General features: G+C 70.3%; 22 protein-coding genes. 4 read left to right on the top strand and 18 right to left on the bottom strand.

From position 1 onward, the window contains the following. Window positions 1-20 precede the first annotated feature (20 nt). The 14 genes from ACV530_RS27295 to ACV530_RS27230 all read right to left on the bottom strand — a co-directional run bounded on the left by ACV530_RS27295 (window position 21) and on the right by ACV530_RS27230 (window position 15,088). Entirely contained in the window at window positions 21-188 is a 168-nt protein-coding gene (locus ACV530_RS27295) for a hypothetical protein (protein WP_494335284.1), read from the bottom strand. Between the two features lie 118 nt (window positions 189-306). After that, a complete protein-coding gene (locus ACV530_RS27290; RefSeq protein ID WP_494335283.1) occupies window positions 307-2,502 on the bottom strand; it encodes an MMPL family transporter in 2,196 nt (731 codons plus the stop codon). A 173-nt stretch (window positions 2,503-2,675) separates the two neighbouring features. After that, the gene (locus tag ACV530_RS27285) at window positions 2,676-3,254 is read right to left on the bottom strand and encodes an AMIN-like domain-containing (lipo)protein (protein ID WP_494335282.1); all 579 of its coding nucleotides are present in this window, start codon (window positions 3,252-3,254) and stop codon (window positions 2,676-2,678) included. Between the two features lie 194 nt (window positions 3,255-3,448). After that, complete coding sequence (gatB, locus tag ACV530_RS27280) at window positions 3,449-4,957, bottom strand: Asp-tRNA(Asn)/Glu-tRNA(Gln) amidotransferase subunit GatB (RefSeq protein WP_494335281.1); 1,509 nt, start codon at window positions 4,955-4,957, stop codon at window positions 3,449-3,451. 25 nt (window positions 4,958-4,982) lie between these two features. Continuing rightward, on the bottom strand, window positions 4,983-5,222 hold the full coding sequence (locus ACV530_RS27275) for a hypothetical protein (RefSeq protein WP_494335280.1): 240 nt from the start codon (window positions 5,220-5,222) through the stop codon (window positions 4,983-4,985). Next, window positions 5,219-6,712: an Asp-tRNA(Asn)/Glu-tRNA(Gln) amidotransferase subunit GatA gene (gatA, locus tag ACV530_RS27270; RefSeq protein ID WP_494335279.1), complete on the bottom strand. Its 1,494-nt coding sequence runs from the start codon at window positions 6,710-6,712 to the stop codon at window positions 5,219-5,221. The genes ACV530_RS27275 and gatA overlap by 4 nt, the downstream gene beginning before the upstream one ends. 4 nt (window positions 6,713-6,716) lie before the next feature. Next, complete coding sequence (gene gatC, locus ACV530_RS27265) at window positions 6,717-7,013, bottom strand: Asp-tRNA(Asn)/Glu-tRNA(Gln) amidotransferase subunit GatC (protein ID WP_494335278.1); 297 nt, start codon at window positions 7,011-7,013, stop codon at window positions 6,717-6,719. A gap of 104 nt (window positions 7,014-7,117) precedes the next feature. Then, window positions 7,118-9,220, bottom strand: coding sequence for a putative bifunctional diguanylate cyclase/phosphodiesterase (locus ACV530_RS27260; RefSeq protein ID WP_494335277.1), 2,103 nt, complete (start codon window positions 9,218-9,220; stop codon window positions 7,118-7,120). A 179-nt stretch (window positions 9,221-9,399) separates the two neighbouring features. After that, window positions 9,400-11,610 carry an NAD-dependent DNA ligase LigA gene (gene ligA / locus ACV530_RS27255; RefSeq protein WP_494335276.1) on the bottom strand — a complete coding sequence of 737 codons (2,211 nt, stop codon included), beginning with the start codon at window positions 11,608-11,610 and terminating at the stop codon, window positions 9,400-9,402. A gap of 32 nt (window positions 11,611-11,642) precedes the next feature. Further along, window positions 11,643-12,653 (bottom strand): methionine synthase, encoded by a 1,011-nt coding sequence (locus ACV530_RS27250; protein ID WP_494335275.1) that lies wholly within the window; start codon window positions 12,651-12,653, stop codon window positions 11,643-11,645. Between the two features lie 32 nt (window positions 12,654-12,685). Beyond that, entirely contained in the window at window positions 12,686-13,375 is a 690-nt protein-coding gene (locus ACV530_RS27245) for an SDR family oxidoreductase (protein WP_494335274.1), read from the bottom strand. A 15-nt stretch (window positions 13,376-13,390) separates the two neighbouring features. Further along, a complete protein-coding gene (locus ACV530_RS27240) occupies window positions 13,391-13,939 on the bottom strand; it encodes an LOG family protein (protein ID WP_494335273.1) in 549 nt (182 codons plus the stop codon). Beyond that, a complete protein-coding gene (locus tag ACV530_RS27235) occupies window positions 13,936-14,667 on the bottom strand; it encodes a dienelactone hydrolase family protein (RefSeq protein ID WP_494335272.1) in 732 nt (243 codons plus the stop codon). Before ACV530_RS27235 ends, ACV530_RS27240 begins: the two co-directional genes overlap by 4 nt. A gap of 73 nt (window positions 14,668-14,740) precedes the next feature. Beyond that, window positions 14,741-15,088 carry a winged helix-turn-helix transcriptional regulator gene (locus tag ACV530_RS27230; protein WP_494335271.1) on the bottom strand — a complete coding sequence of 116 codons (348 nt, stop codon included), beginning with the start codon at window positions 15,086-15,088 and terminating at the stop codon, window positions 14,741-14,743. A gap of 63 nt (window positions 15,089-15,151) precedes the next feature. Here ACV530_RS27230 and ACV530_RS27225 point away from each other — a divergent pair, with 63 nt between their 5' ends. Both ACV530_RS27225 and ACV530_RS27220 read left to right on the top strand, forming a co-directional pair. Next, on the top strand, window positions 15,152-16,291 hold the full coding sequence (locus ACV530_RS27225; protein ID WP_494335270.1) for a Gfo/Idh/MocA family protein: 1,140 nt from the start codon (window positions 15,152-15,154) through the stop codon (window positions 16,289-16,291). Between the two features lie 143 nt (window positions 16,292-16,434). Further along, on the top strand, window positions 16,435-16,971 hold the full coding sequence (locus tag ACV530_RS27220; protein ID WP_494335269.1) for a Uma2 family endonuclease: 537 nt from the start codon (window positions 16,435-16,437) through the stop codon (window positions 16,969-16,971). Window positions 16,972-16,987: 16 nt separating this feature from the next. Here ACV530_RS27220 and ACV530_RS27215 read toward each other — a convergent pair whose 3' ends face one another. The 3 genes from ACV530_RS27215 to ACV530_RS27205 all read right to left on the bottom strand — a co-directional run bounded on the left by ACV530_RS27215 (window position 16,988) and on the right by ACV530_RS27205 (window position 19,425). Next, window positions 16,988-17,629 carry a nucleoside/nucleotide kinase family protein gene (locus ACV530_RS27215; protein ID WP_494335268.1) on the bottom strand — a complete coding sequence of 214 codons (642 nt, stop codon included), beginning with the start codon at window positions 17,627-17,629 and terminating at the stop codon, window positions 16,988-16,990. Between the two features lie 128 nt (window positions 17,630-17,757). Next, on the bottom strand, window positions 17,758-18,633 hold the full coding sequence (locus tag ACV530_RS27210) for a helix-turn-helix domain-containing protein (RefSeq protein ID WP_494335267.1): 876 nt from the start codon (window positions 18,631-18,633) through the stop codon (window positions 17,758-17,760). A gap of 309 nt (window positions 18,634-18,942) precedes the next feature. Continuing rightward, window positions 18,943-19,425, bottom strand: coding sequence for an ATP-binding protein (locus ACV530_RS27205; protein ID WP_494335266.1), 483 nt, complete (start codon window positions 19,423-19,425; stop codon window positions 18,943-18,945). A gap of 249 nt (window positions 19,426-19,674) precedes the next feature. Here ACV530_RS27205 and ACV530_RS27200 point away from each other — a divergent pair, with 249 nt between their 5' ends. Next, a complete protein-coding gene (locus ACV530_RS27200; protein ID WP_494335265.1) occupies window positions 19,675-20,478 on the top strand; it encodes a helix-turn-helix domain-containing protein in 804 nt (267 codons plus the stop codon). A 13-nt stretch (window positions 20,479-20,491) separates the two neighbouring features. Next, window positions 20,492-20,680 carry a DUF397 domain-containing protein gene (locus ACV530_RS27195; protein WP_494335264.1) on the top strand — a complete coding sequence of 63 codons (189 nt, stop codon included), beginning with the start codon at window positions 20,492-20,494 and terminating at the stop codon, window positions 20,678-20,680. A gap of 8 nt (window positions 20,681-20,688) precedes the next feature. Here the strand turns inward: ACV530_RS27195 and ACV530_RS27190 are convergent. Further along, window positions 20,689-20,928: transposase (locus ACV530_RS27190; protein ID WP_494335263.1), on the bottom strand; the 240-nt coding region annotated here is incomplete at its 5' end.

Genomic DNA, 20,928 nt, shown 5'->3' with positions numbered 1-20,928 from the left:
AATCGGTCACAGCCGCCTGCTCAGGCGGCGCGGTGGTAGGCGTCGCGAACTCGCTTGCCGGCGGCACGCTTCGACGATTCCTCCCGCTCCCCACGGGCGGCGGCGCGGGCCTCCTCGGCGAGCCGGTGCTCGGCGGCTTCGCGGGAGAGGTCCAGGGCGCGGAACACGTGAACCAGGTAGTCGATCATGGCAGTTCCCCTTGTGCTGGGACGGTGAAGCGGTCTGCACACAGACTCGTCCCTGAGGGGGGCCGCTCACATCGGGTGACTGCCCGATTCACGGTCCTTAGACGGCACCTGAGGGTCCTTAGGCGCCGGCCCGCACCGGCTCGGGGGCCGTGGGCGACGGCGCTTCGGGGTCGTCCGGCGGCTCGATGCTGAGGCGCGGCAGCCACCGTTCCAGCCAGGCCGGCAGCCACCAGTTCGCACCGCCCAGCATGTGCATGAGCGCCGGCACCAGCAGCGTGCGCAGCACGAACGCGTCCAGCGCGACGGCGGCGGCGAGGCCGATGCCGAACATGGCGATGACCCGGTCGCCGCTGAGGACGAACGCGAGGAAGACCGAAATCATGATGACGGCCGCCGAGTTGATGACCCGGCTGGTCTCCGTCAGCCCCACCCGTACCGCGCGGCGGTTGTCGCGGGTGGCGAGCCACTCCTCGTACATCCTGCTGACCAGGAACACCTGGTAGTCCATGGAGAGCCCGAAGAGCACCGAGACCATGACCACCGGAAGGAACGGTTCGATGGGCCCGGCGCTGCCGAGGCCGAGGCGCTCGCTGCCCCAGCCCCACTGGAAGATCGCGACGATCAGTCCGAACGACGAGGTCACGGCGGCGATGTTCATCACCGCGGCCTTCAGGGGCACACCGATGCTGCGGAAGGCGAGGAGCAGCAGCAGACAGCCCAGTCCGACGACCGTGCCGACGAAGAGCGGCAGCTTGCCGAGGATGACGCCGGCGAAGTCGTCGTAGCTCGCGGTCACCCCGCCGACCCGCACCTCGAGGGTGGTGCCGTCGGTGGCCTTGGGCAGGACCTCGGAGCGCAGCCGGTCGACGAGTTCGCTGGTGGCATGGGACTGGGGCGACGTGGCGGGGACCACCGTGATGACGCCCGTGGACCGGCTGCCGCTCAGGTCGGCGGGGCCGACGGCGGCGACGCCCTCGGTGTGCCGGAGCCGGTCGGGGAGCTTGTCGAAGGCGAGCCGGTCGGCGGCGCCGTCGATCTCGGCGACGAGCGTCAGCGGGCCGTTGACGCCGGGGCCGAAGCCCTTCGCGAGCATGTCGTACGCCTGGCGGGTGGTGCTGGACGCCGGGTTGTTGCCCTGGTCGGAGGTGCCCAGCCGGAGGGCTCCCACCGGCAGGGCGAGAACCAGCATGACGACGACGGCGACCGCGCCGAGGAGCTTGGGCCTGCGTTCGACGAACGCCGACCAGCGGGCGGCGAGCCCGGTGGGGCTCTCCGGCCAGGGGCCCGAGTGCGCGAGGCGGCGCCGTTCGCGGCGGCTGAGGGCCCGCTCCCCGATGACGCCGAGCAGGGCGGGCAGCAGGGTGACGGACGCGGCGACGGTGAGGACGACCGTGAGCGAGGCGGCCAGGGCGACGCCGGTGAGGAAGCCGAGCCGCAGGATGAGCATGCCGAGCAGGGCGACGCACACGGTGCCCCCGGCGAAGACCACGGCACGCCCGGTGGTGGCGATGGCCCGCTCCGCGGCCACCGCGACCGGCAGCCCCTGGCGCAGGCCCTTCCGATGCCGGGTCACGATGAACAGGGCGTAGTCGATGCCCACCCCGAGCCCGATGAGGGTGCCCAGCATGGGGGCGAAACCGGCGACTGGCATGAGGTGGCCGAGCAGGACGGTGCCCATGGCGGCGGTGCCCACGCCGACGAGGGCCGTGGCGATGGGCAGCAGGCTGGCGGCGAGCGAGCCGAAGACGACGAACAGCACGACGGCCGCGACGACCACGCCGACGACCTCGCTCAGGTGGCCGCTCGAGCTCTCGGTCGTCCCGATGGAGCTGCCGCCGAGCGCGACCGCAAGGCCCGGGCCGGCCGCCTCGCGGGCGGTGTCGACGACGCGCTGGACCTGGGCCTTGTCCGGGTCGCCGCCGCCGGGGGCCGCGAAGGTCAGGGATGCGTACGCCGTGTGCCCGTCGGGGCTGACGCGGGCCTTGCCGTCCCGGCCGTACGGGCCGTCGACGGAGACGACGCCCGGCAGGCCGGCGACCTCGTGCAGCACCGTGGTCATGCGCTTCTTGACGTCGGCGGAGCGCACGGTGCCGTGGTCGGTGTGCCAGACGATGGTGTCGTCGCCGCCGAGGCCGGGGAACTCCCGCTCCAGCAGGGCGGTCGCCCGGGCGGACTCGGTGCCGGGGACGCGGTAGTCGTCGGAGTAGGCGGAGCCGCTCAGCGTGGCCGCCGCCGTGGTGCCCGCGAGCGCGACCAGCCATATCAGGACGGTGGCGAGGCGGTGGCGCAGGCACCACCGGGCGAGTGAGGTCATTCGCTGGTTCCCGGGATCGCGTCGTGGTCGCCGGGAGCGGGCCCCGTGGTGCGCCCTCCGACCGCATGAGCTGGTTGGTCACCCACCATGACAGCCGAAAGAGATCGTTTGCCCTTTTTGTGGTTTTCCCCACAGAGCCCCACGGGGCCCCACAGGACACCACAGGGCCGGGCTCAGCGCAGGGACCGCCAGCTGTGGGCGACGTCCACGACGAGGTGGTTGCCCATCTGGAACACACGGAACGGCAGCCGGGCGCGGACGCCCATGCCGACCTGGGTCTCGCCCTCGAAGCTACCGGCGAACCGGGCGTCGCGGAACGTCCGGTACCCGGTGAGGTCCACGCCCGGCAGCGGCTTGCCGACGTGGCCGGGGTAGCGGGGGCCCTCCGCCTCCATGTCATAGCTCGGGGCGGCCACCCGGACCTCCAGGATCGCTCCCCCCTCCACCGGGATGTCGTCCCCGGAACCGTCCTGATACAGCTTGTCGACGTACCCCACGCGGTAGCCGATCGGACGGTCGTGCGGGGTGTGGACGTCGAAGACCATGCGGTCGAAGCAGCGGTGCCGCCCGGCTCTGATGTCCGTCAGCGGTTTGGTCTCGCCGTCCGTCCTGGCCTTGGTCCGGCTCCCCCAGCCGATCTGGCAGGACTGCGCGGCTTCGGCGGGCGCCTCGGCCGCGACCGCCCCCGCGGAGACCGCCAGTCCGGCACCCGCCAGCAGGAACGCGGCCACTGCTGTGGTCAACCGTCGCATTGCTACCCCCAGCCTCGAGTGCGGGCACGCGGACCGGCCCGCTCCACGCACCGGATCATGCCGGACCGTTTCCGCCCATGGGGTATGTAGCGAACAATTCCCGCCAATTGCGACTGATCGCCTATATGACTACGGCTATGGCTACGGCCCCTTCCCCCGCAACGGGGGAAGGGGCCGTGATCCAGCCAGGAGCGTCAGCCCTCGACGCCGAGCTTCTCCAGGATCAGCTCGCGCACACGCGCCGCGTCCGCCTGGCCGCGCGTGGCCTTCATGACCGCGCCGACGAGCGCACCGGCCGCCGCGACCTTGCCGCTGCGGATCTTGTCGGCGATGCCCGCGTTGGCCTCGATCGCCTCGTCCACGGCCGCGCCCAGGGCGCTGTCGTCCGAGACGACCTTCAGGCCGCGCTTCTCGACGACCTCGTCCGGGCCGCCCTCGCCCGCGAGCACGCCCTCGATGACCTGGCGGGCCAGCTTGTCGTTGAGGGAACCCTCGGCGACGAGCGCGGCGACCCGGGCCACCTGCTCCGGGGTGATCGGCAGGGCGCTCAGCTCGACGCCGTCCTCGTTGGAACGGCGGGCCAGCTCGCCCATCCACCACTTGCGGGCGGAGGCGGCGTCCGCGCCCGCGTCGATCGTGGTGAGGATGAGGTCGATGGCGCCCGCGTTGAGCAGCGACTGCATCTCGTGCTCCGAGATGCCCCACTCCTCGCGCAGCCGGTTGCGGCGCACGCGCGGCAACTCGGGCAGGGTGGCCCGCAGTTCCTCGACCCACTCGCGGGAGGGGGCCACCGGCACCAGGTCCGGCTCGGGGAAGTAGCGGTAGTCCTCGGCCTCTTCCTTGATCCGGCCGGAGGTGGTGGAGCCGTCCTCCTCGTGGAAGTGACGGGTCTCCTGCACGATCGTGCCGCCGGAGGACAGCACGGCCGCGTGCCGCTGGACCTCGAAGCGGACGGACCGCTCGACGGAACGCAGCGAGTTGACGTTCTTCGTCTCGCTGCGGGTGCCGAACTTCTCGGTGCCGTGGGGGCGCAGCGACAGGTTGACGTCGCAGCGCATCTGGCCCATCTCCATGCGGGCCTCGGAGACGCCCAGCGCCTTGATGAGCTCGCGGAGTTCGGCCACGTACGCCTTGGCGACCTCGGGAGCCCGCTCGCCCGCGCCCTCGATCGGCTTGGTGACGATCTCGATCAGCGGGATGCCGGCCCGGTTGTAGTCGAGCAGCGAGTGACGGGCGCCGTGGATCCGGCCGGTGGCACCGCCCACGTGCGTGGACTTGCCGGTGTCCTCCTCCATGTGGGCGCGCTCGATCTCCACGCGGAAGACCTCGCCGTCCTCCAGCTGCACGTCGAGGTAGCCGTTGAAGGCGATGGGCTCGTCGTACTGGGAGGTCTGGAAGTTCTTCGGCATGTCCGGATAGAAGTAGTTCTTCCGGGCAAAGCGGCACCACTCGGCGATCTCGCAGTTCAGCGCGAGACCGATCTTGATCGCGGACTCGACGCCGCCGGCGTTGACGACCGGGAGCGAGCCGGGCAGGCCGAGGCAGGTGGGGCAGGTCTGCGAGTTGGGCTCGGCGCCCAGCTCGGTGGAGCACCCGCAGAACATCTTGGTCTTGGTGCCGAGCTCGACATGGACCTCCAGGCCCATGACGGGGTCGTAGGACGCCAGCGCGTCCTCGTACGACACCAGTTCGGTGACGGTCACGTGAAACTAACCTCTCAGTCCCGGCTCAGTCCGCGAGGACGTCGTCGCTGGTCATACGGCGCAGCTCGCGGACGAGCAGGGCGACGCCGGTGACGATGGCGGCCGCGGAGACGACCGCGTCGACCAGCTGGAGCGCATCCTGCTCGGTGCGCGCCTTCTTCGCCTGCTTGGCCACGCTCACCGCGCCGAACAGCGTGGTGCCGATGGACAGATACGTGCCTGCCCTGGACTTCTTGAAGCCCTTGGCCTTCTTGATCGCACTCACAGTGAAGGTGCCTCCTCCAGCAGCGGATGGCCCCAGCGCCCGGTGAACGCGGCCTCGACCGCGGCACCGACCTTGTAGAGCCGCTCGTCCTTCATGGCCGGGGCGATGATCTGGAGCCCCACGGGGAGCCCGTCCTCCGGGGCGAGGCCGCACGGCAGCGACATGGCCGCGTTGCCCGCCAGGTTGGTCGGGATGGTGCACAGGTCCGCGAGGTACATCGCCATCGGGTCGTCGGCACGCTCGCCGATCGCGAAGGCGGTGGTCGGCGTGGTCGGCGAAACGATCACGTCGACCTGCTCGAAGGCCCGCTCGAAATCACGGGTGATGAGCGTGCGCACCTTCTGCGCGGAGCCGTAGTACGCGTCGTAGTAGCCGGAGCTGAGCGCGTACGTACCGAGCATCACACGGCGCTTGACCTCGGGGCCGAAGCCGGTCTCGCGGGTCAGCGCGGTGACGTCCTCGGCGGAGCGGGTGCCGTCGTCGCCGGCCCGCAGGCCGTAGCGCAGGCCGTCGAAGCGGGCCAGGTTCGAGGAGCACTCGGAGGGCGCGATCAGGTAGTACGCGGCCAGCGCGAGGTCGAAGGACGGGCAGTCCAGCTCGACGATCTCGGCGCCCAGCTCCTTCAGCAGCTCGACGGACTCGTCGAAGCGCTGCAGGACACCGGCCTGGTAGCCCTCGCCGCGGAACTGCTTGACGACGCCGACGCGCATCCCCTCGACCGAGCCGTTCCGCGCCGCCTCGACGACCGGCGGGACCGGGGCGTCGATGGAGGTGGAGTCGAGCGGGTCGTGGCCGGCGATGACCTCGTGCAGCAGCGCCGCGTCCAGGACCGTACGGGCACAGGGACCGCCCTGGTCCAGCGAGGACGAGAAGGCGACCATGCCGTAGCGGGAGACGGCGCCGTAGGTCGGCTTGACGCCGACGGTGCCGGTGACGGAAGCGGGCTGACGGATGGAACCGCCGGTGTCCGTGCCGATCGCGAGGGGCGCCTCGTACGCGGCGAGCGCCGCGGAGGAGCCGCCGCCGGAACCGCCGGGGATCTTGGTCAGGTCCCAGGGGTTGCCGGTCGGGCCGTACGCGCTGTTCTCGGTGGAGGACCCCATGGCGAACTCGTCCATGTTGGTCTTGCCGAGGATGACGACGTCGGCGTCCTTCAGGCGCTGGGTGAGCGTCGCGTCGTACGGCGGGATCCAGCCCTCGAGGATCTTGGAACCGACCGTGGTCGGGATCCCCTTGGTAGTGAAGATGTCCTTGAGCGCGAGCGGTACGCCGGCCAGCGGGCCGAGCTTCTCGCCGCGGGCGCGCTTGGCGTCCACGGCGCGGGCCTGCGCGAGGGCACCCTCGCGGTCGACGTGCAGGAAGGCGTGCACCTTCTCGTCGACGGCCTCGATACGGGCCAGATGGGCCTCGGTGACCTCGACGGCCGTGAGCTCGCCGGAGGCGATCTTCCCGGCGATCTCGGCAGCTGTGAGCTTGACGATCTCCGTCATGCGATTACTCCTCCCCCAGGATCTGCGGCACCTTGAAACGCTGCTGCTCCTGCGCGGGAGCGCCGGACAGCGCCTCCTGCGGGGTCAGCGACGCACGGACGACGTCCGGGCGCATGACGTTGGTCAGCGGCAGCGGGTGGGAGGTCGGCGGGACGTCCTGTTCGGCGACCTCGGCGACGCGGGCGACCGCGCCGATGATGTCGTCGAGCTGAGTGGCGAAGTGATCGAGCTCTTCGTCCTTCAGCTCCAGGCGCGCCAGCCGGGCGAGGTGGGCGACCTCCTCGCGCGTGATGCCAGGCATGCAGCGATCCTCAGGGTGAGTGTGTTGGTTTCGGCCCAATCCTATGGCCGGGCACACCTCAGCCGCGAAATGGATTCGCCGCGCCGGTTCTGAACCGCCCCCGGCTACGTGACCGCATCCTCCTCGGCGGCAGCCGAAACCACCCGCGGCACCGGCGTGCCTTCCCTGTGCGCACCGCCCTCACTGCGCAGGCGCAGCCAGGCCGTCGTCTCGTCCGGCGGCATGGCGGCCGCCACCAGCCACCCCTGCACCGCGTCGCATCCCAGATCCCGCAGACGCTCCCACGTCTCGTCGTCCTCGACGCCCTCGGCGACGACGAGCAGCCCCAGGGAATGCGCCAGATCCAGCGTGCACCGCACGATCTCCGCGTCCTCGTTGTCGATCGCGAGCCGGGCGACGAACGAGCGGTCGATCTTGAGCTCGCTCACCGGAAGCCGCCGCAGGTGCACCAGGGAGGAGTAGCCGGTGCCGAAGTCGTCGAGGGACATCTTCACGCCGTGGCCGGTGAGCCCGGCCAGTGTGTCCGCGGCGCGCTGCGGGTCCTCGAGCAGGACATGCTCGGTTATTTCCAGCTGGAGCGCCCCCGGAGGGACCCCGTGCCGGGCGAGCCGGGCGGCGACCGAGCCCGCGAAGCCGGGGGTGTGGACGTCGCGCGGCGAGACGTTGACGGCGACCGGCACCTCGATGCCCATCGCCCGCCACTGGGCCACCTGGGCCAGCGCGGTCTCCAGGACGTACTCGGTCAGCCGCGGCATCAGTCCGGAGGACTCGGCGATGGCGATGAACTCGTCCGGGGAGACCCGCCCGCGCTCGGGGTGGACCCAGCGGACCAGGGCCTCGAGCCCCTCGACGTGCCCGTCGAAGCCGACCTTCGGCTGGTAGTGGAGCTCCACCTCGCCCGCGTCCAGGGCACGGCGCAGATCGCCCAACAGCCCGAGCCGGTCGGGGGTGTTGCCGTCGCGGCGGGCCTCGTACACCTCGACGCCGCTGCGGTCCCGCTTGGCCTGGTACATCGCCACGTCGGCACGGCGCAGCAGGCCCTCGGCGTCGAGCGCGTGGTCGGGGTAGACGGCGACGCCGGCGCTGGCCTCGAGGACGAGCGTGAGCCCGTCGAGGTCGAGCGGCGAGCCGAGGGCGGCGACCAGCGAGCGGGCGACGCGCTGGGCGCTGGTGAGGGAGTCGGTGACGGGCAGCAGCACCGCGAACTCGTCTCCGCCCAGCCGGGCGGCCTCCGCGTCGCGCGGCAGGGCCAGGCGCAGCCGTGCGGCGATCTGGAGCAGCAGCCGGTCGCCGGCGGTGTGGCCGAGCGTGTCGTTGACGGACCGGAAGCGGTCGAGGTCGATGAGGACGAGCGCGGTGCGGTCCGCGGCCTGTTCGGCCTCGTCGAGGGCGGCCCAGGTGCGGTCGAGCAGCCACTGGCGGTTGGGCAGCCCGGTGAGGGGGTCGCGCAATTGCTCCTCGGCGCGGGCGTGGGCGATCCACAGGGTGGAGTCGAGGGCGATGAGCGGGACCGCGAAGAGCGGGAGGAGCAGGGGCGCGTGGTCGGCGACCACGGCGATGAGCGGGGCGATGCCGAGCAGGGCTCCGCCGACGAGCGCCTGCCGGATGAGGGCGGCGCGGGCGATGCCTGTGGTCAACCCCGTCCTCGGGGCGAGATAGCGCCAGAGCAGGGCGCGGGTGACGGCGAGGTAGACGAAGGCGGTCAGGGCGATCTCGGGGACGTCCGCGGGCCGCCAGGTGTCGGGCAGCCAGGGGTGCTCGACGGTGACGCGGGTGTGCCAGGCGGTGAGGACGAGGCCGCCGGCCGCGACGCCCAGGACGTCGACGGCGCAGTGCAGCAGGGCCTGCCGCCATCGGTGCCGGCGGGCTATCGCGACGAAGGTGACGACGGCAATGCCGATGAGGGCGGCGGGGAGCCAGCCGAAGAGCAGCAGCACGGCCAGGGTGAGGGCGGCACCGGAACCGGTGCCGCCCCACCAGCGGTCGCGGCCGAGGGCGACGAGATGGGCGACGATGAGCGCCGTGAGCGTGGCCAGCGACCAGCCGACGGTGTGGCCGGGGAACAGGGCCCGGCCGGAGTCGAGGACGCGCAGGATGCCGGCAGTGAGCACCAGCGCCGCGAGAGGGACACAGACCACCGGAAGCGCGTTCGGTGGATCCCGGCGCAGCCGCGATACCGGTTCGGCGCTGTCGGTGGTGGGTTTCATGCCCGTCCCTCTCACAGCCGGCGGTGCCCGGTGCCGCGCCACGGCAGGCGCACATCTCAACAGTAGGCCGCAGAAGGCTACGACGGGCAGCGATCGGCAGCGGTTGCCCGAACCGGATCCGGCCTGAAGCAGCCATCTGGTATGCGCTGTAGGGGTAATGCCCACTGCCTATGCGGGCATTACTCCGACGGGGTGGCCTCCTGGGGCACGGCTGCGGCGCGGGCGGCCTCGGGGCCTTCCTCGAGCAGCACGGCGAAGCCGTCCTCTTCGAGCACGGGCACCTTCAGCTGCATCGCCTTGTCGTACTTGGAACCGGGATTGTCGCCGACGACGACGAAGTCGGTCTTCTTGGAGACCGATCCGGTCACCTTCGCTCCCCTGCTCTGGAGTGCCTCCTTGGCCCCGTCACGGGTGTGGGAAGCGAGGGTTCCGGTGACGACGACGGTCAGCCCGGCCAGGGGCCTCGGCCCTTCGTCCTCGCCGGCCTCCTCTTCCATGCGGACGCCGGCGGCCTGCCACTTCTCCACGATCTCGCGGTGCCATTCCTCGGCGAACCACTCCTTCACGGCGGCGGCGATGATGACGGAAACGCCGTCGACAGCGGCGAGTTCCTCCTCGGTCGCCTCGGCGATCCGGTCGATCGAACGGAACTCGCGGGCCAGCGCCGCGGCGGCGACGGGGCCGACGTGACGGATGGACAGTCCGTTGATGACGCGGGCGAGCGGGCGCTGCTTGGCGGCCTGGATGTTCTCCAGCATGGCCAGGGCGTTCTTCTTCGGCTCGCCCTTCTGGTTGGCGAAGAAGGTGACGACCTTCTCCTCGCCCGTCTTGGGGTCGTGCTTGGGCAGGCCGCTGTCCTGGTCGCGCACGTACGACTTGATGGGCAGGAGCTCTTCGATCGTCAGGTCGAAGAGGTCACCCTCGTTCTTCATCGGCGGAGTGGCCGGTTCCAGGGGCTGGGTGAGGGCGGAGGCCGCCACATAGCCGAAGTTCTCGATGTCGAGGCACTCACGGCCCGCCAGGTAGTAGACGCGCTCACGGATCTGGCCGGGACATGCCTGGGCGTTGGGGCACCTCAGGTCGATGTCGCCCTCCTTCATCGGGCGCAGTCCGGCTCCGCACTCCGGGCACTCGGCGGGCATGACGAACTCCCGCTCGGTGCCGTCCCGCAGCTCCACGACGGGGCCGAGGACCTCGGGGATCACATCGCCGGCCTTGCGGATGACGACGGTGTCGCCGATGAGGACGCCCTTGGCCTTGACGACGTCCTGGTTGTGCAGGGTGGCGAACTCGACCTCGGAGCCGGCCACCGTGACCGGCTCGAAGACCGCCTGCGGGGTCACGCGCCCGGTGCGGCCGACACCGACGCGGATGTCGATGAGCTTGGTGTTGACCTCCTCCGGCGGGTACTTCCAGGCGATGGCCCAGCGCGGGGCGCGGGCCGTGGAGCCGAGCCGTCCCTGGAGGGGGATCTCGTCGAGCTTGACGACCACGCCGTCGATCTCGTGCTCCATCGAGTGCCGGGTCTTGGGCTGCCCGTAGTGGGCGATGAACTTCCGTACGTCGTCGAGGGAGTTGACGACCTTGGCGTGCGCGGCGGTGGGCAGGCCCCATTCGCGCAGCAGCTCGTAGGCGTGCGACTGGCAGTCGATGTCGAAGCCCTCGCGCGCGCCGACGCCGTGCACCACCATGTGCAGGGGCCGGGTCGCGGTGACCCGCGGGTCCTTCTGGCGCAGCGAACCGGCCGCCGCGTTGCGGGGGTTGGCGAACGGGGCCTTGCCCGCCTCCACCAGACGGGCGTTCAGCTTCTCGAACTCCGCCATCGGGAAGTAGACCTCGCCGCGCACCTCGACGAGGGCCGGGACGCGATCGCCCTGGAGGCGGTCGGGGACCTCGGCGATGGTGCGGACGTTGGGCGTGATGTCCTCGCCCGTGCGGCCGTCGCCACGGGTGGCGGCGCGGGTGAGCCGCCCGTGCTCGTAGGTGAGGTTGACGGCGAGGCCGTCGACCTTCAGCTCGCACAGGAAGTGGTAGAGCGCGCCCTCGCCGATGTCCTTGGCGACGCGGTCGGCCCAGGCGGCCAGCTCCTCGTCGGTGAAGGCGTTGTCCAGCGACAGCATCCGCTCGCGGTGCTCGACGGAGGTGAACTCCGTCTCGTACGCCCCGGCGACCTTCTGGGTGGGCGAGTCGGGCGTGCGCAGCTCGGGATGCTCCCCCTCCAGGGCCTCGAGCGCGCGCATCAGCCGGTCGAACTCGGCGTCGGTGATGACCGGCGCGTCCTTCACGTAATACCGGAAGCGGTGCTCCTCGATCTGCTCGGCCAGCAGCGCGTGCCGTTCCCGCGCCTCGGCCGGCGTGCCGCCCGCGTTGCCCCGCTGTTCGACCGCCACCGTCTCGTCCCTCCGTTGTTCTCTCAGCGCCATCACTCTGGGTTGTCCGCGAGTGATCTGGCCGCCCGGACGCAGTGGGCGAGGGCCGCACGGGCATATGCGGGCGAAGCGCCCGCGAGCCCGCACGACGGGGTGACCGCCACGGACTCCGCGAGAGCCCCCGGCGACAACCCCAGCTTGCGCCACAACGTCCTGACCCCCATGACGCTACCGGCAGGGTCGGACAATGGGCCGTCCACGCCGGGCACCACGCCCGCGAAGAGCCTGGTGCCCGCCTCCACGGCCTCGCCGAGGGCGTCGTCCTCACGTTCGGTGATCAACGAGAAATCGAACGAGATGCCCGCCGCCCCGGCCCGCCGCAGCAGCCCGAAGGGCACCCCGGGCGCGCAGCAGTGGACGACCAGCGTGCCCTCGGCGACCTCCCCCACATCCCGCAGCGCGCCCTCGACAACGCTCCGGTCGACCGCCCGGTGGGTGCGGTAGCCGCTGGCCGTACGGATCCGGCCGCTCAGCACCGCGGTCAGCGAGGGTTCGTCGAGTTGCAGCACGACCTGTGCTCCGGGCACCCGGCGCCGTACCTCGGCGAGGTGGTTGCGCAGCCCTTCCGCGAGCGAGGCGGCCAGGTCCCGGCAGGCCCCCGCGTCGCTCAGCGCGGCCTCGCCGCCGCGCAGTTCGAGCGCGGCGGCCAGCGTCCACGGGCCGACCGCGGAGACCTTCAGCGCGCCCTCGTACCCCTGGGTGAACTCCTCGAGCGCGTCCAGGTCCTCGCCCAGCCAGGACCGGCCGCGCCGGGTGTCCCGCCCGGGGCGGTCGCTGATCCGCCACCCGCTCGGCTCGACGTGCGCGAACACGTCGACGAGCAGCCCCGCCGTACGGCCGATCATGTCCGCGCCGGGCCCGCGGGCGGGCAGCTCCGGCAGGTACGGCAGGGTCTCCAGGGACCCGGTGACGGTCTTCGCCGCCTCCCGGGCGTCCGTCCCGGGCATCGACCCGACCCCGGTGGCGGTACCGGGGCCCCACTTCAGCACGCTCTTCTCGCTCACCCGGGAAGGGTACGAGACGCGGAGTGCGCCGCTCAGCGGCCCGGGCGGACCGTCATGTCGTTGATCTCGGCGTCCCGGGGCAGGTCGAGGGCCAGCAGCATCGTGGTCGCGACCGACTGCGGGTCGATCCACTTGCCCGCCTGGTAATCCTTGCCCTCCTGCTGATGCACCTTCTCCTGCATCGCGGTGGCCGTGCGCCCCGGGTAGACGCTGGTGACCCGCACCCCGTGCCCGTGCTCCTCCGCCCGCAGCGAGTCGGCGAGCGCCTTGAGCCCGTGCTTGCTCGCGGCGTACGCGCTCCACCCCGGGCCCGCGTTGAGCCCGGCCCCCGAGTTGACGAAGACGACGTGCCCCTTGGAGACGCGCAGTTGCGGCAGCAGCAGCCGGGTGAGCTCGGCCGGCGCGATGAGGTTGACCGCGAGCGTGCCGTTCCAGGTCTTCGTCGTCAGATCACCGACCGATCCGAGGTCGACCACGCCCGCGACGTGCAGCAGCGAGTCGATGCGGTCGGGCAGCGTCTGGTGGCTCAGCGCCCAGGACAGCCGGTCGGGGTTGGCCAGGTCGGCGACGAGGGTCTTGGCACCCGGGAACCGCTCGGCCAGCTCCTTGGCCCGCCCCGCGTCCCGCGCGAACAGGTACAGCTCGTCCCCGCGTGCGAGCAGCCGCTCGGCGACGGCCTCTCCGATGCCCGACCCTGCCCCGGTGATCACATGTGTTGGCATGCGCGCCAGTTTGCCCTACCGCGCCCTGGCAGACCCCTCGAGCCCCTCGAGGTACGTCATCGCGCTCGGCCCGTCCTCGGCGAAGAACACCAACTCCGCAACGGGCAGCGGCAGGAAACCCTCCGCCTCCATCCGCCGGAACTGCTCCTTCAGCCCGTCGTAGAACCCGGCGGTGTTCAGCACCACCACGGGCTTGTCGTGCAACCCGTGCTTCTTCAGCTCCAGGATCTCCGTCGCCTCGTCGAGCGTCCCCGTGCCGCCGACCATGACGACGACGGCATCGCCGCGCCCGATCAGCCCCGCCTTCCGCTCGGCGAGGTCCTTGGCGATCACCATCTCGTCCGCGTTCGCGCGGGCCTTCTCCGCGAGGAACTCCACGGAGATCCCGACCAGACGCCCGCCGTGCTGCTGCACGTTGTCGGCCATCACCTTCATCAGCCCGGACTCCGAACCGCCCCAGACCATGGTGTGCCCGCCCTTGCCGATCAGCTCGGCGAATTCACGGGCGGGGGCGGTGTAGCGGTCGTCGAGGTCGGCGGCGGAGCAGAAGACGGTGATGTTCATGGGGTCAGGTTAGGACCCTGACCCAGGGCGTGCACGATCCTCTCCCACGCGGCCTCCGCCGCTCGTGCGTGGTACGTATCCGGCCGGTCCTCGCACAGGAACCCGTGCGCCGCGTCCGGATACGTCACCAACTCATGCCGTACGCCAGCATCTTGGAGCCGCTCCCCCATCCGCTCCCGCTCATCGGCGGTCACGAGGAAGTCCCGCTCCCCCACCAGCCCCAGCAGGAACGTGCCGTGCGCCGCGATGGCGGCGGCTCCGGCCGGGGAGAGCGGCGGCTCCGGCTCGGCGAGCGGAATCCCGCCGTCCAGGGTCCAGCCCCCGTAACAGCTGACGACGACGTCGAGTTGCACCCGGGTGGCGGCGAGCACCCCCAGATGCCCGCCGACCGAGAACCCGGCGAACGCCCGCACTCCCCCGGCCCCGGCCGCCAGCGCGGCTGCGGTGTCCGCCGCCACGCCGTCCCGGGTGAGCGTGCCCAGCAGCCGGAACCCCTCCGCACGGCCCGCGTCGTCGTACCCGAGCGCCGCGCGGCGGGCCTCCCGCCAGTAGTAGTCCGGCGCCACGGCCACATACCCGGCCCGGGCCAACCGCTCGCACACGCCCTCCACCCACGGCGTGACACCGAACAGCTCCGCACCCACGACCACAGTGGCTGTGGGAGTGCGTTTCGGCTCCGGTTCGACGAGATACGCATCGGGGCCGTCGGGCAGGCGAATCCAAGGCATGGCACGCTCCTGGGCAGATACGGTCGGAAACGCGGTGATCGTAACTCCCCTGCGGCGCAACGGAGATCACATTTCAGGCCCGGGCTTCCTCCGCGATCGCGAAATTCCCGGTATTCGCACGCACCCAGCGACGCAGCTGCGCCAGCGGCTCGAGCGCGCCGCGCCCCAGCGCGGTGAGCTCGTACTCGACGCGCGGCGGGACTTCGGGGTACACGGTCCGCTGGACGAGGCCGTTGTCCTCGAGCCGCCGCAGTGTCTGGGTCAGCACCTTCGGGCTGATCCCCTCGAGCTTGCGGCGCAGCTCGCCGAACCGACGCGGGCCGTCCTCGAGGGCGGTGATCGCGAGCCCCGTCCACTTGTTGGCGAGCAGCTCGAAGACGGCTCTGCCGGGGCACATCAATGCATAGATGTCATGGGCCATGGTTTCCAGAAGATACCAACACCCCTTGCGGGTAATCACCCTGGTTCTCCTACTGTCCGAGCCATGAACTTCCACGACACACACGACACCACCACCGCACCGGTCCGCGTCGGCATCGTCGGTCTCTCCGCGCGCGGCGGCTGGGCCGCCCAGGCCCATCTGCCCGTACTGACACGGCTGGACGGCTTCGACGTACGCGCCCTGTCCGCCGGAAGCGACGCTTCCGCCCGGGAGGCGGGTGCGAAGTACGGCATCCCGGCGGCCTTCGGCAGCACCGAGGAGCTGGTCCGCAGCGACGACGTCGACCTCGTTGTGGTGAGCGTGCGGGTACCGCTGCACCGCGAGGTGGTGCTGGCCGCCCTGGACGCGGGCAAGTCGGTGCTCTCCGAGTGGCCCCTCGGCAACGGGACAGCGGAGGCGGATGAGTTGGCCAAGGCGGGCGCGGCGTCGAACGTCCGCACCTTCGCGGGCCTGCAGGCCCGCAACGCCCCCGCGATCCGCTACGTACGCGACCTGATCGCCGACGGCTACGTGGGCGAGGTCCTCTCGACCAGCCTGGTCGCCTCGGGCCGACGCTGGGGCCCGGCCTTCGAGCCGAGCGGCGCCTACCTCCTCGACCGCACCAACGGCGGCACCATGCTCACCATCCCCTTCGGGCACACCCTGGACGCGGTGTCCATGGTGCTGGGCGAGTTCACCGAGGTCTCCGCGACGATGGCGACGCGGCGGCCCGTGGTGCACGAGGAGGGCACCGGTCGTGCGGCGACCATGACGGTCGAGGACCAGATCGCGGTGACCGGCACGCTGGGTTCGGGTGCGGTGGCGTCGGTGCACTTCCGCGGCGGACTGTCGCGGGGCACGAACTTCCACTGGGAGATCAACGGAACGGACGGCGACCTGGTCATCACGGGCGACTCGGGCCACCTGCAACAGGCCGCGCTCACGATACGCGGCGCGCACGGCACGGCCACCGACCTCTCCGAACTCCCGGTCCCGGCCCGCTACTACGACGTCCCCGCCCTCGCCGACCTGCACGACCAGCCGGTGTACAACGTCGGCGCGCAGTACGCCCGCATCCACGCCGACCTGACCCAAGGCACGTCCCTGGTACCGGACTTCGCCCACGCGGCCCGCCACCAGCGCCTCCTCGCCGGCATCGAGCGCGCGGCGACGACGGGGGAACGGGTGCGTGTGGGGGCGTGAGGCGTTCGCCCGTTCGGGGGCGTTGAGTACGAAACGTGTGCGGACGGCCCGATGCCGAGGGAGGATCGCTCGCACGTCGCTACCCTGGCGAGGACCAGTACCAGAGGGGAGGGCACGCTATGACAACACAGTTGGAGTGCCCGGTGACGACTGAGGAAATGCGGAAGTTCGAGGAATTCGACGAGATGCACCCGGACTACCACGCCGAGATGATCGACGGAGAGGTGCGTTTCGACACCGTGGTTACCAGCGCTCACGGCCAAATGGTGATCGCCATCGCGCTCCAGCTCGGTGCGAAATGGTGCGTCATGAAGGAAGTGGACACCGTTTACGAGGGCTGGCACGGCAAGACGCTTGTGCGCCCGGACCTGTCCGTCGCCGACCCGTCCTACCGCGGCACGCAACTCAAGAAGTTCCCCGCGGACGAAGTCATCCTCGTGGTCGAGGTCGCTTCCGAGTCGAACCCGGAGAACGACACCCACCGGAAAGCGACCAAGTACGCCCAGGCAGGCATCCCCTACTACCTCATCGTCAACCCCGTCGAGGGCCAGTGTCTCCTCTACTCCCTCCCCAGCGGTGACCGCTACCGCGCACGGGTGGAAAGCAAATTCGGCGATCCGGTGCCGGTCGGGGACCCGATCAACACTGTCCTCGACACCACGGCTCTGTACACCTACTGACAGCTGACGGCCACAGTCACGGTGTCACGACCTGCGGACGCGCGAACACCGAGTTGTCGATGACAACGTCCATCATCGGCAACGGGTCGACTTCCTGAAGATAGATACGCTCGGCCACCGGATACCTGTTGCGGTGGATCAACTCCGCTTCGGCTCCTGCCCAGTCCTCGTCACGCTCGGCACCCCGCTGAACGGACAGCTCCGCATCCGCCTGCAACCAGATCCGGAAGTCCCAGTACTCATTGATCTCGGGCCGGAACGCGAAGACACCATCCACGATCAGCACCGCGTCCGCCCCGAGCGGCGTCGCATCCGATGAGTGATCCTGCTGGGTCAGCGGGTCGATGCTGCACAGCACGCAGGATGTCGCTCCCGATGACCGGCAGGGGTCCAGCAGCAGGCGCTTGACCGCCTCGTAGTCATAGGCGTTGCGGTAGTAGCCCTCACCGGACTCCCGGTCATAGAGGTGCCGGTCCCTCCACGGCCTCTTGAAGTCGTCAAGAGTCGCCCGCAGCACCGGCCGTCCCACAGCACTGATCCGTTCGGCCAGTTCATGCCCGAAGCTCGTCTTCCCGGTAGCGGTGAAGCCGTCGATCCCCACGAGCAGCCGCCCTTGACCGAGAGCCAGAATGCGCTTGGCGATCTTGTCGACCAGCACACTGCGTTCGACGGAGGCCGCCGGAGGGCAGGGCTGCTGCCAGGACGAAGCCGAATGATGTACGTCCGCCTGTGGTGATCCCATGGGGCGAACCTATCGGCCGGCCCAACGGCCAGGAAGGTCACGCGTCAGTGGAGCGCGTACACGCGCGGATCGCCGCAGTAGACACTGGACCAGTCGTCAAGGGCGCGGAAACCGGCAGGGGTGCAGCCGGTCAGCAGGCGGAAGTCGCGGTTGAGGTGGGACTGGTCGGTGTAACCGCACGTCGCGGCGGCTTCGGCCCAGGAGGGCGGGCGGGTGCTGCGCATGAGGGCCATGACGCGCTGCAATCGGGCGATGCGTGCCACGGTCTTGGGGGACAGCCCGACCTCCTGGCGGAATCGGGCGTGCAAGTGCTGCCGGGACCAGCCCACTTCGTCCGCCAGAGCACTGATCGGCGCGGTCGCGGTATCTGTCAGCCGTCTCCAGACCCGGTCGACCTGGGGTGGCAGTTCCGGCCCCGCGCCGATGCGGGCCAGCAGGAAGCCGTCGGTGATCCGGAACCGGGTGGACCAGTCCGGGGCCTCGGCGAGCTGTTCGGTGAGCCGCCTGCCGTCCGCGCCCAGGAGATCAGTGAGGTGCACGCTCCTGCAGGCCAGTTCCCGCAAGGGGAAGCCGAACAGCGCGCGGGCCCCCAGGGGCGTGAGGAGCGCCACCATGCCGTACTCCCGTCCGGACTGCCGGATGGTGAAGGGGCCATCGCTCAGCCCGGACACCGGAGAGAGCAGGGAACACTGTGGTAGCCCCCGGGTGCCGGTGACGAGATGCCGGACCGGCGGTTCGAAGTCGATGGCGAGCATCACCGTTGCCAGCGCCGTCACCAGTCGCACCTGTGGCTGGGGGAGCATGAAGTTCTGCCCCGTGTACCCCAGCACATGGTCGGCCAGCAGGGGGTGGGGACCGCGGAAGGCCAGTTCGGCCGAGTGGGTCTTCTGTACGACGGTCACCGTCGTCTGGTCGTCCATGCAGTCGCTCCCTTCGGAAGCGCATCGCGTCGCGCGGCGTGCGGAGGCCGGAAGGCGAGTCCGGTACGGGTTTCCTTACGGCTGAGGGCAGTTCCCGTGAGGAAACCCGTACCCGACTCGCCAGCAACCCTCTGAAACGGGAACGGGTGCGGCGCCTGGTGCTGGATACCCCACAGAGACCGGCGAGCCCGACCGGCTCCCGCTCCCCCATGGGAAGCCGCCTTTCCACGTGCACAACGACGATACGGACGGACGGCCAAGCACCCGCCACGTAAACCGGCCATCGATGCCGCCCCCACCCACCGGCGGTCACGCCGCCAGCACCGACACCGCCGCCAGAGGTGGCGGCCCCCCGTCCAGCCTCAGCTCGAACCAGACCACCTTGCCGCCGCCCCCGAGCGGGAAGCCGCCCCAGCGGTTCGCGATGAGATCGAGGATCAGCAGGCCACGCCCACGGATCGCGTCTGGCGCGGGTGGTACGGGCGGCAACAGCAGGCCGTCCATGCCGCCATCGTCGGCGACGCTGATCCGCAGCACGGGGTGCGACCAGCAGAGCCGGATCGTCGCGGGACCGCCGGAGTAGCGGATGGCATTGGTGACCAGCTCCGAGGTCAACGCCTCGGCACGGGCGGCCAGTTCATGCAGTTCATGCGCGGTGAGGACCGCACGCAGCGTCGCCCTGGCGATGCTGGGGCCGCGAGGGTCGCGGGGGAAGGCGAGTTCGTACTCCCAAGGGGCGGTGAACGGGAGGGGGTTGGGGAGCGCGGGTTTCGGGGTCGGATACGCGGGCATGCGGGCGCCTCCTACGGGTTCGGGGTGGGGGCACGCCTGTCGGCACAGCCTCGCCGAGCGAGTGGCGTGCCTCACACGCTAGAGCACCATCGACTCACACGTGAGTCGACTTCCACGAATGAGTGAGCAGTTGACGGACTCACTGGACCGCGCCCACCAGCACTGCCAGACTGTTCCGCGCACCACGAGAGAGGATCCATGGCTCCACGGAACGCCCCCACTGGTCGCCAGAGACGCCTGGCAATCGAGATGCGCCGACTGCGCGAGCAGGCCGGAATCTCCATTCAGGAGGCGGCTGCGACGCTCGGCGCGGACCGCACGATGATCTCCAACATCGAGGCTGGCCGGACCGGACTCAGTGAGGAACGGGTTCGTCAACTTGCCTGCTATTACAAGTGTCCTGACCAGGATCTGATCGACGGGCTCGCCACTATGGCGGGCAGCCGGCGAACAGCCACCTGGTGGAACGAGTACCGGGGAAAGCTTCCAGACGGGCATCTCGACGTCTCCGAGGTCGAGCACTACGCGACCCGCATTCGCACCGCGCAAACCGTGCACGTGCCCGGCCTCTTCCAGACGGAAGACCACGCGAGGGCCATCTTCGAACTTGTAGTGCCGAAGCTTCCTCGCTTGGAGGTGGAACTACGGGTTGCACACCGCATGAGTCGCCAGGCCGTTGTCACCGGCGACAGCGCGAAGCCCTACCTCGCCATCATCCACGAGGCGGCACTCCGCCTACAGTTCGGCGGACGGGACGTAGCCAGGAACCAGCTCGAACACCTAGCGGACGCAGCGGACCGGGACAATGTCACGTTCCTGGTCATCCCCTTCAGCGCGGGATCCTTCCACGGCGCGGGACAGTCCATCCTGTACGCCGAGGGCCCCGTCCCCCAACTGGACACAGTCCACCTGGACACCTCCTTCGGCGCCCATTTCGTGGATGCTCCCACGCCATTGGCCAACTACCGTGCGCTCTTGGACCTCATGGAACGCTCAGCACTCGACCCCGACGAGTCGAAGAAACTCATCCGGTCCATCGCACGCGATCTGTGAGGGGACTAGCACCTTGACCGAACGCATCTGGCAGCGCTCGACGTTCTGTGGAGGCGGCGGGAACAACTGCATCGAAGTGGCCTTTGCCAGCGACGTCGCGGCCCTCCGCGAGAGCGACTCACCGGCGCAGGTGATCCTGACCAATCGCAGCTCACTTCGCGCACTGCTGCACACGATAAGAAGAGGTCACCCCGGGGCATAGAGGATGTCTCACGTGGTGATCTTGGCGAGTTTCTTGTAGCAGGTGAGGGCGGCCGCGAGGCCGAGGAAGGCGAGGAAGTGGGAGCCCTTGCGTTCGTACCGGACGGTGAGGCGGCGGTAGTCGAACAGCCAGGCGATGGACCGCTCGATCTTCCAGCGGTGGCGGCCGAGCCGTTCGCTCGATTCGATGCCCGGGCGTGCGATGCGCGGGACGATGCGGCGCTCGCGGAGCCAGGCGAGGTGTTCGGC

The organism is Streptomyces sp. SX-6, from assembly GCF_059089585.1.
The sequence above is the reverse complement of the archived record's forward strand: the minus strand, read 5'-3'. Positions and strand labels throughout refer to the sequence as shown.

Bases quoted from the DNA above. Each gene is read 5' to 3' on its own strand.
- ACV530_RS27295 (WP_494335284.1), bottom strand. From the start codon at position 188: ATGATCGACTACCTGGTTCACGTGTTCCGCGCCCTGGACCTCTCCCGC.
- ACV530_RS27290 (WP_494335283.1), bottom strand. From the start codon at position 2,502: ATGACCTCACTCGCCCGGTGGTGCCTGCGCCACCGCCTCGCCACCGTC.
- ACV530_RS27285 (WP_494335282.1), bottom strand. From the start codon at position 3,254: ATGCGACGGTTGACCACAGCAGTGGCCGCGTTCCTGCTGGCGGGTGCC.
- gatA (WP_494335279.1), bottom strand. From the start codon at position 6,712: ATGACGGAGATCGTCAAGCTCACAGCTGCCGAGATCGCCGGGAAGATC.
- gatC (WP_494335278.1), bottom strand. From the start codon at position 7,013: ATGCCTGGCATCACGCGCGAGGAGGTCGCCCACCTCGCCCGGCTGGCG.
- ACV530_RS27260 (WP_494335277.1), bottom strand. From the start codon at position 9,220: ATGAAACCCACCACCGACAGCGCCGAACCGGTATCGCGGCTGCGCCGG.
- ACV530_RS27245 (WP_494335274.1), bottom strand. From the start codon at position 13,375: ATGCCAACACATGTGATCACCGGGGCAGGGTCGGGCATCGGAGAGGCC.
- ACV530_RS27240 (WP_494335273.1), bottom strand. From the start codon at position 13,939: ATGAACATCACCGTCTTCTGCTCCGCCGCCGACCTCGACGACCGCTAC.
- ACV530_RS27235 (WP_494335272.1), bottom strand. From the start codon at position 14,667: ATGCCTTGGATTCGCCTGCCCGACGGCCCCGATGCGTATCTCGTCGAA.
- ACV530_RS27230 (WP_494335271.1), bottom strand. From the start codon at position 15,088: ATGGCCCATGACATCTATGCATTGATGTGCCCCGGCAGAGCCGTCTTC.
- ACV530_RS27225 (WP_494335270.1), top strand. From the start codon at position 15,152: ATGAACTTCCACGACACACACGACACCACCACCGCACCGGTCCGCGTC.
- ACV530_RS27210 (WP_494335267.1), bottom strand. From the start codon at position 18,633: ATGGACGACCAGACGACGGTGACCGTCGTACAGAAGACCCACTCGGCC.
- ACV530_RS27205 (WP_494335266.1), bottom strand. From the start codon at position 19,425: ATGCCCGCGTATCCGACCCCGAAACCCGCGCTCCCCAACCCCCTCCCG.
- ACV530_RS27200 (WP_494335265.1), top strand. From the start codon at position 19,675: ATGCGCCGACTGCGCGAGCAGGCCGGAATCTCCATTCAGGAGGCGGCT.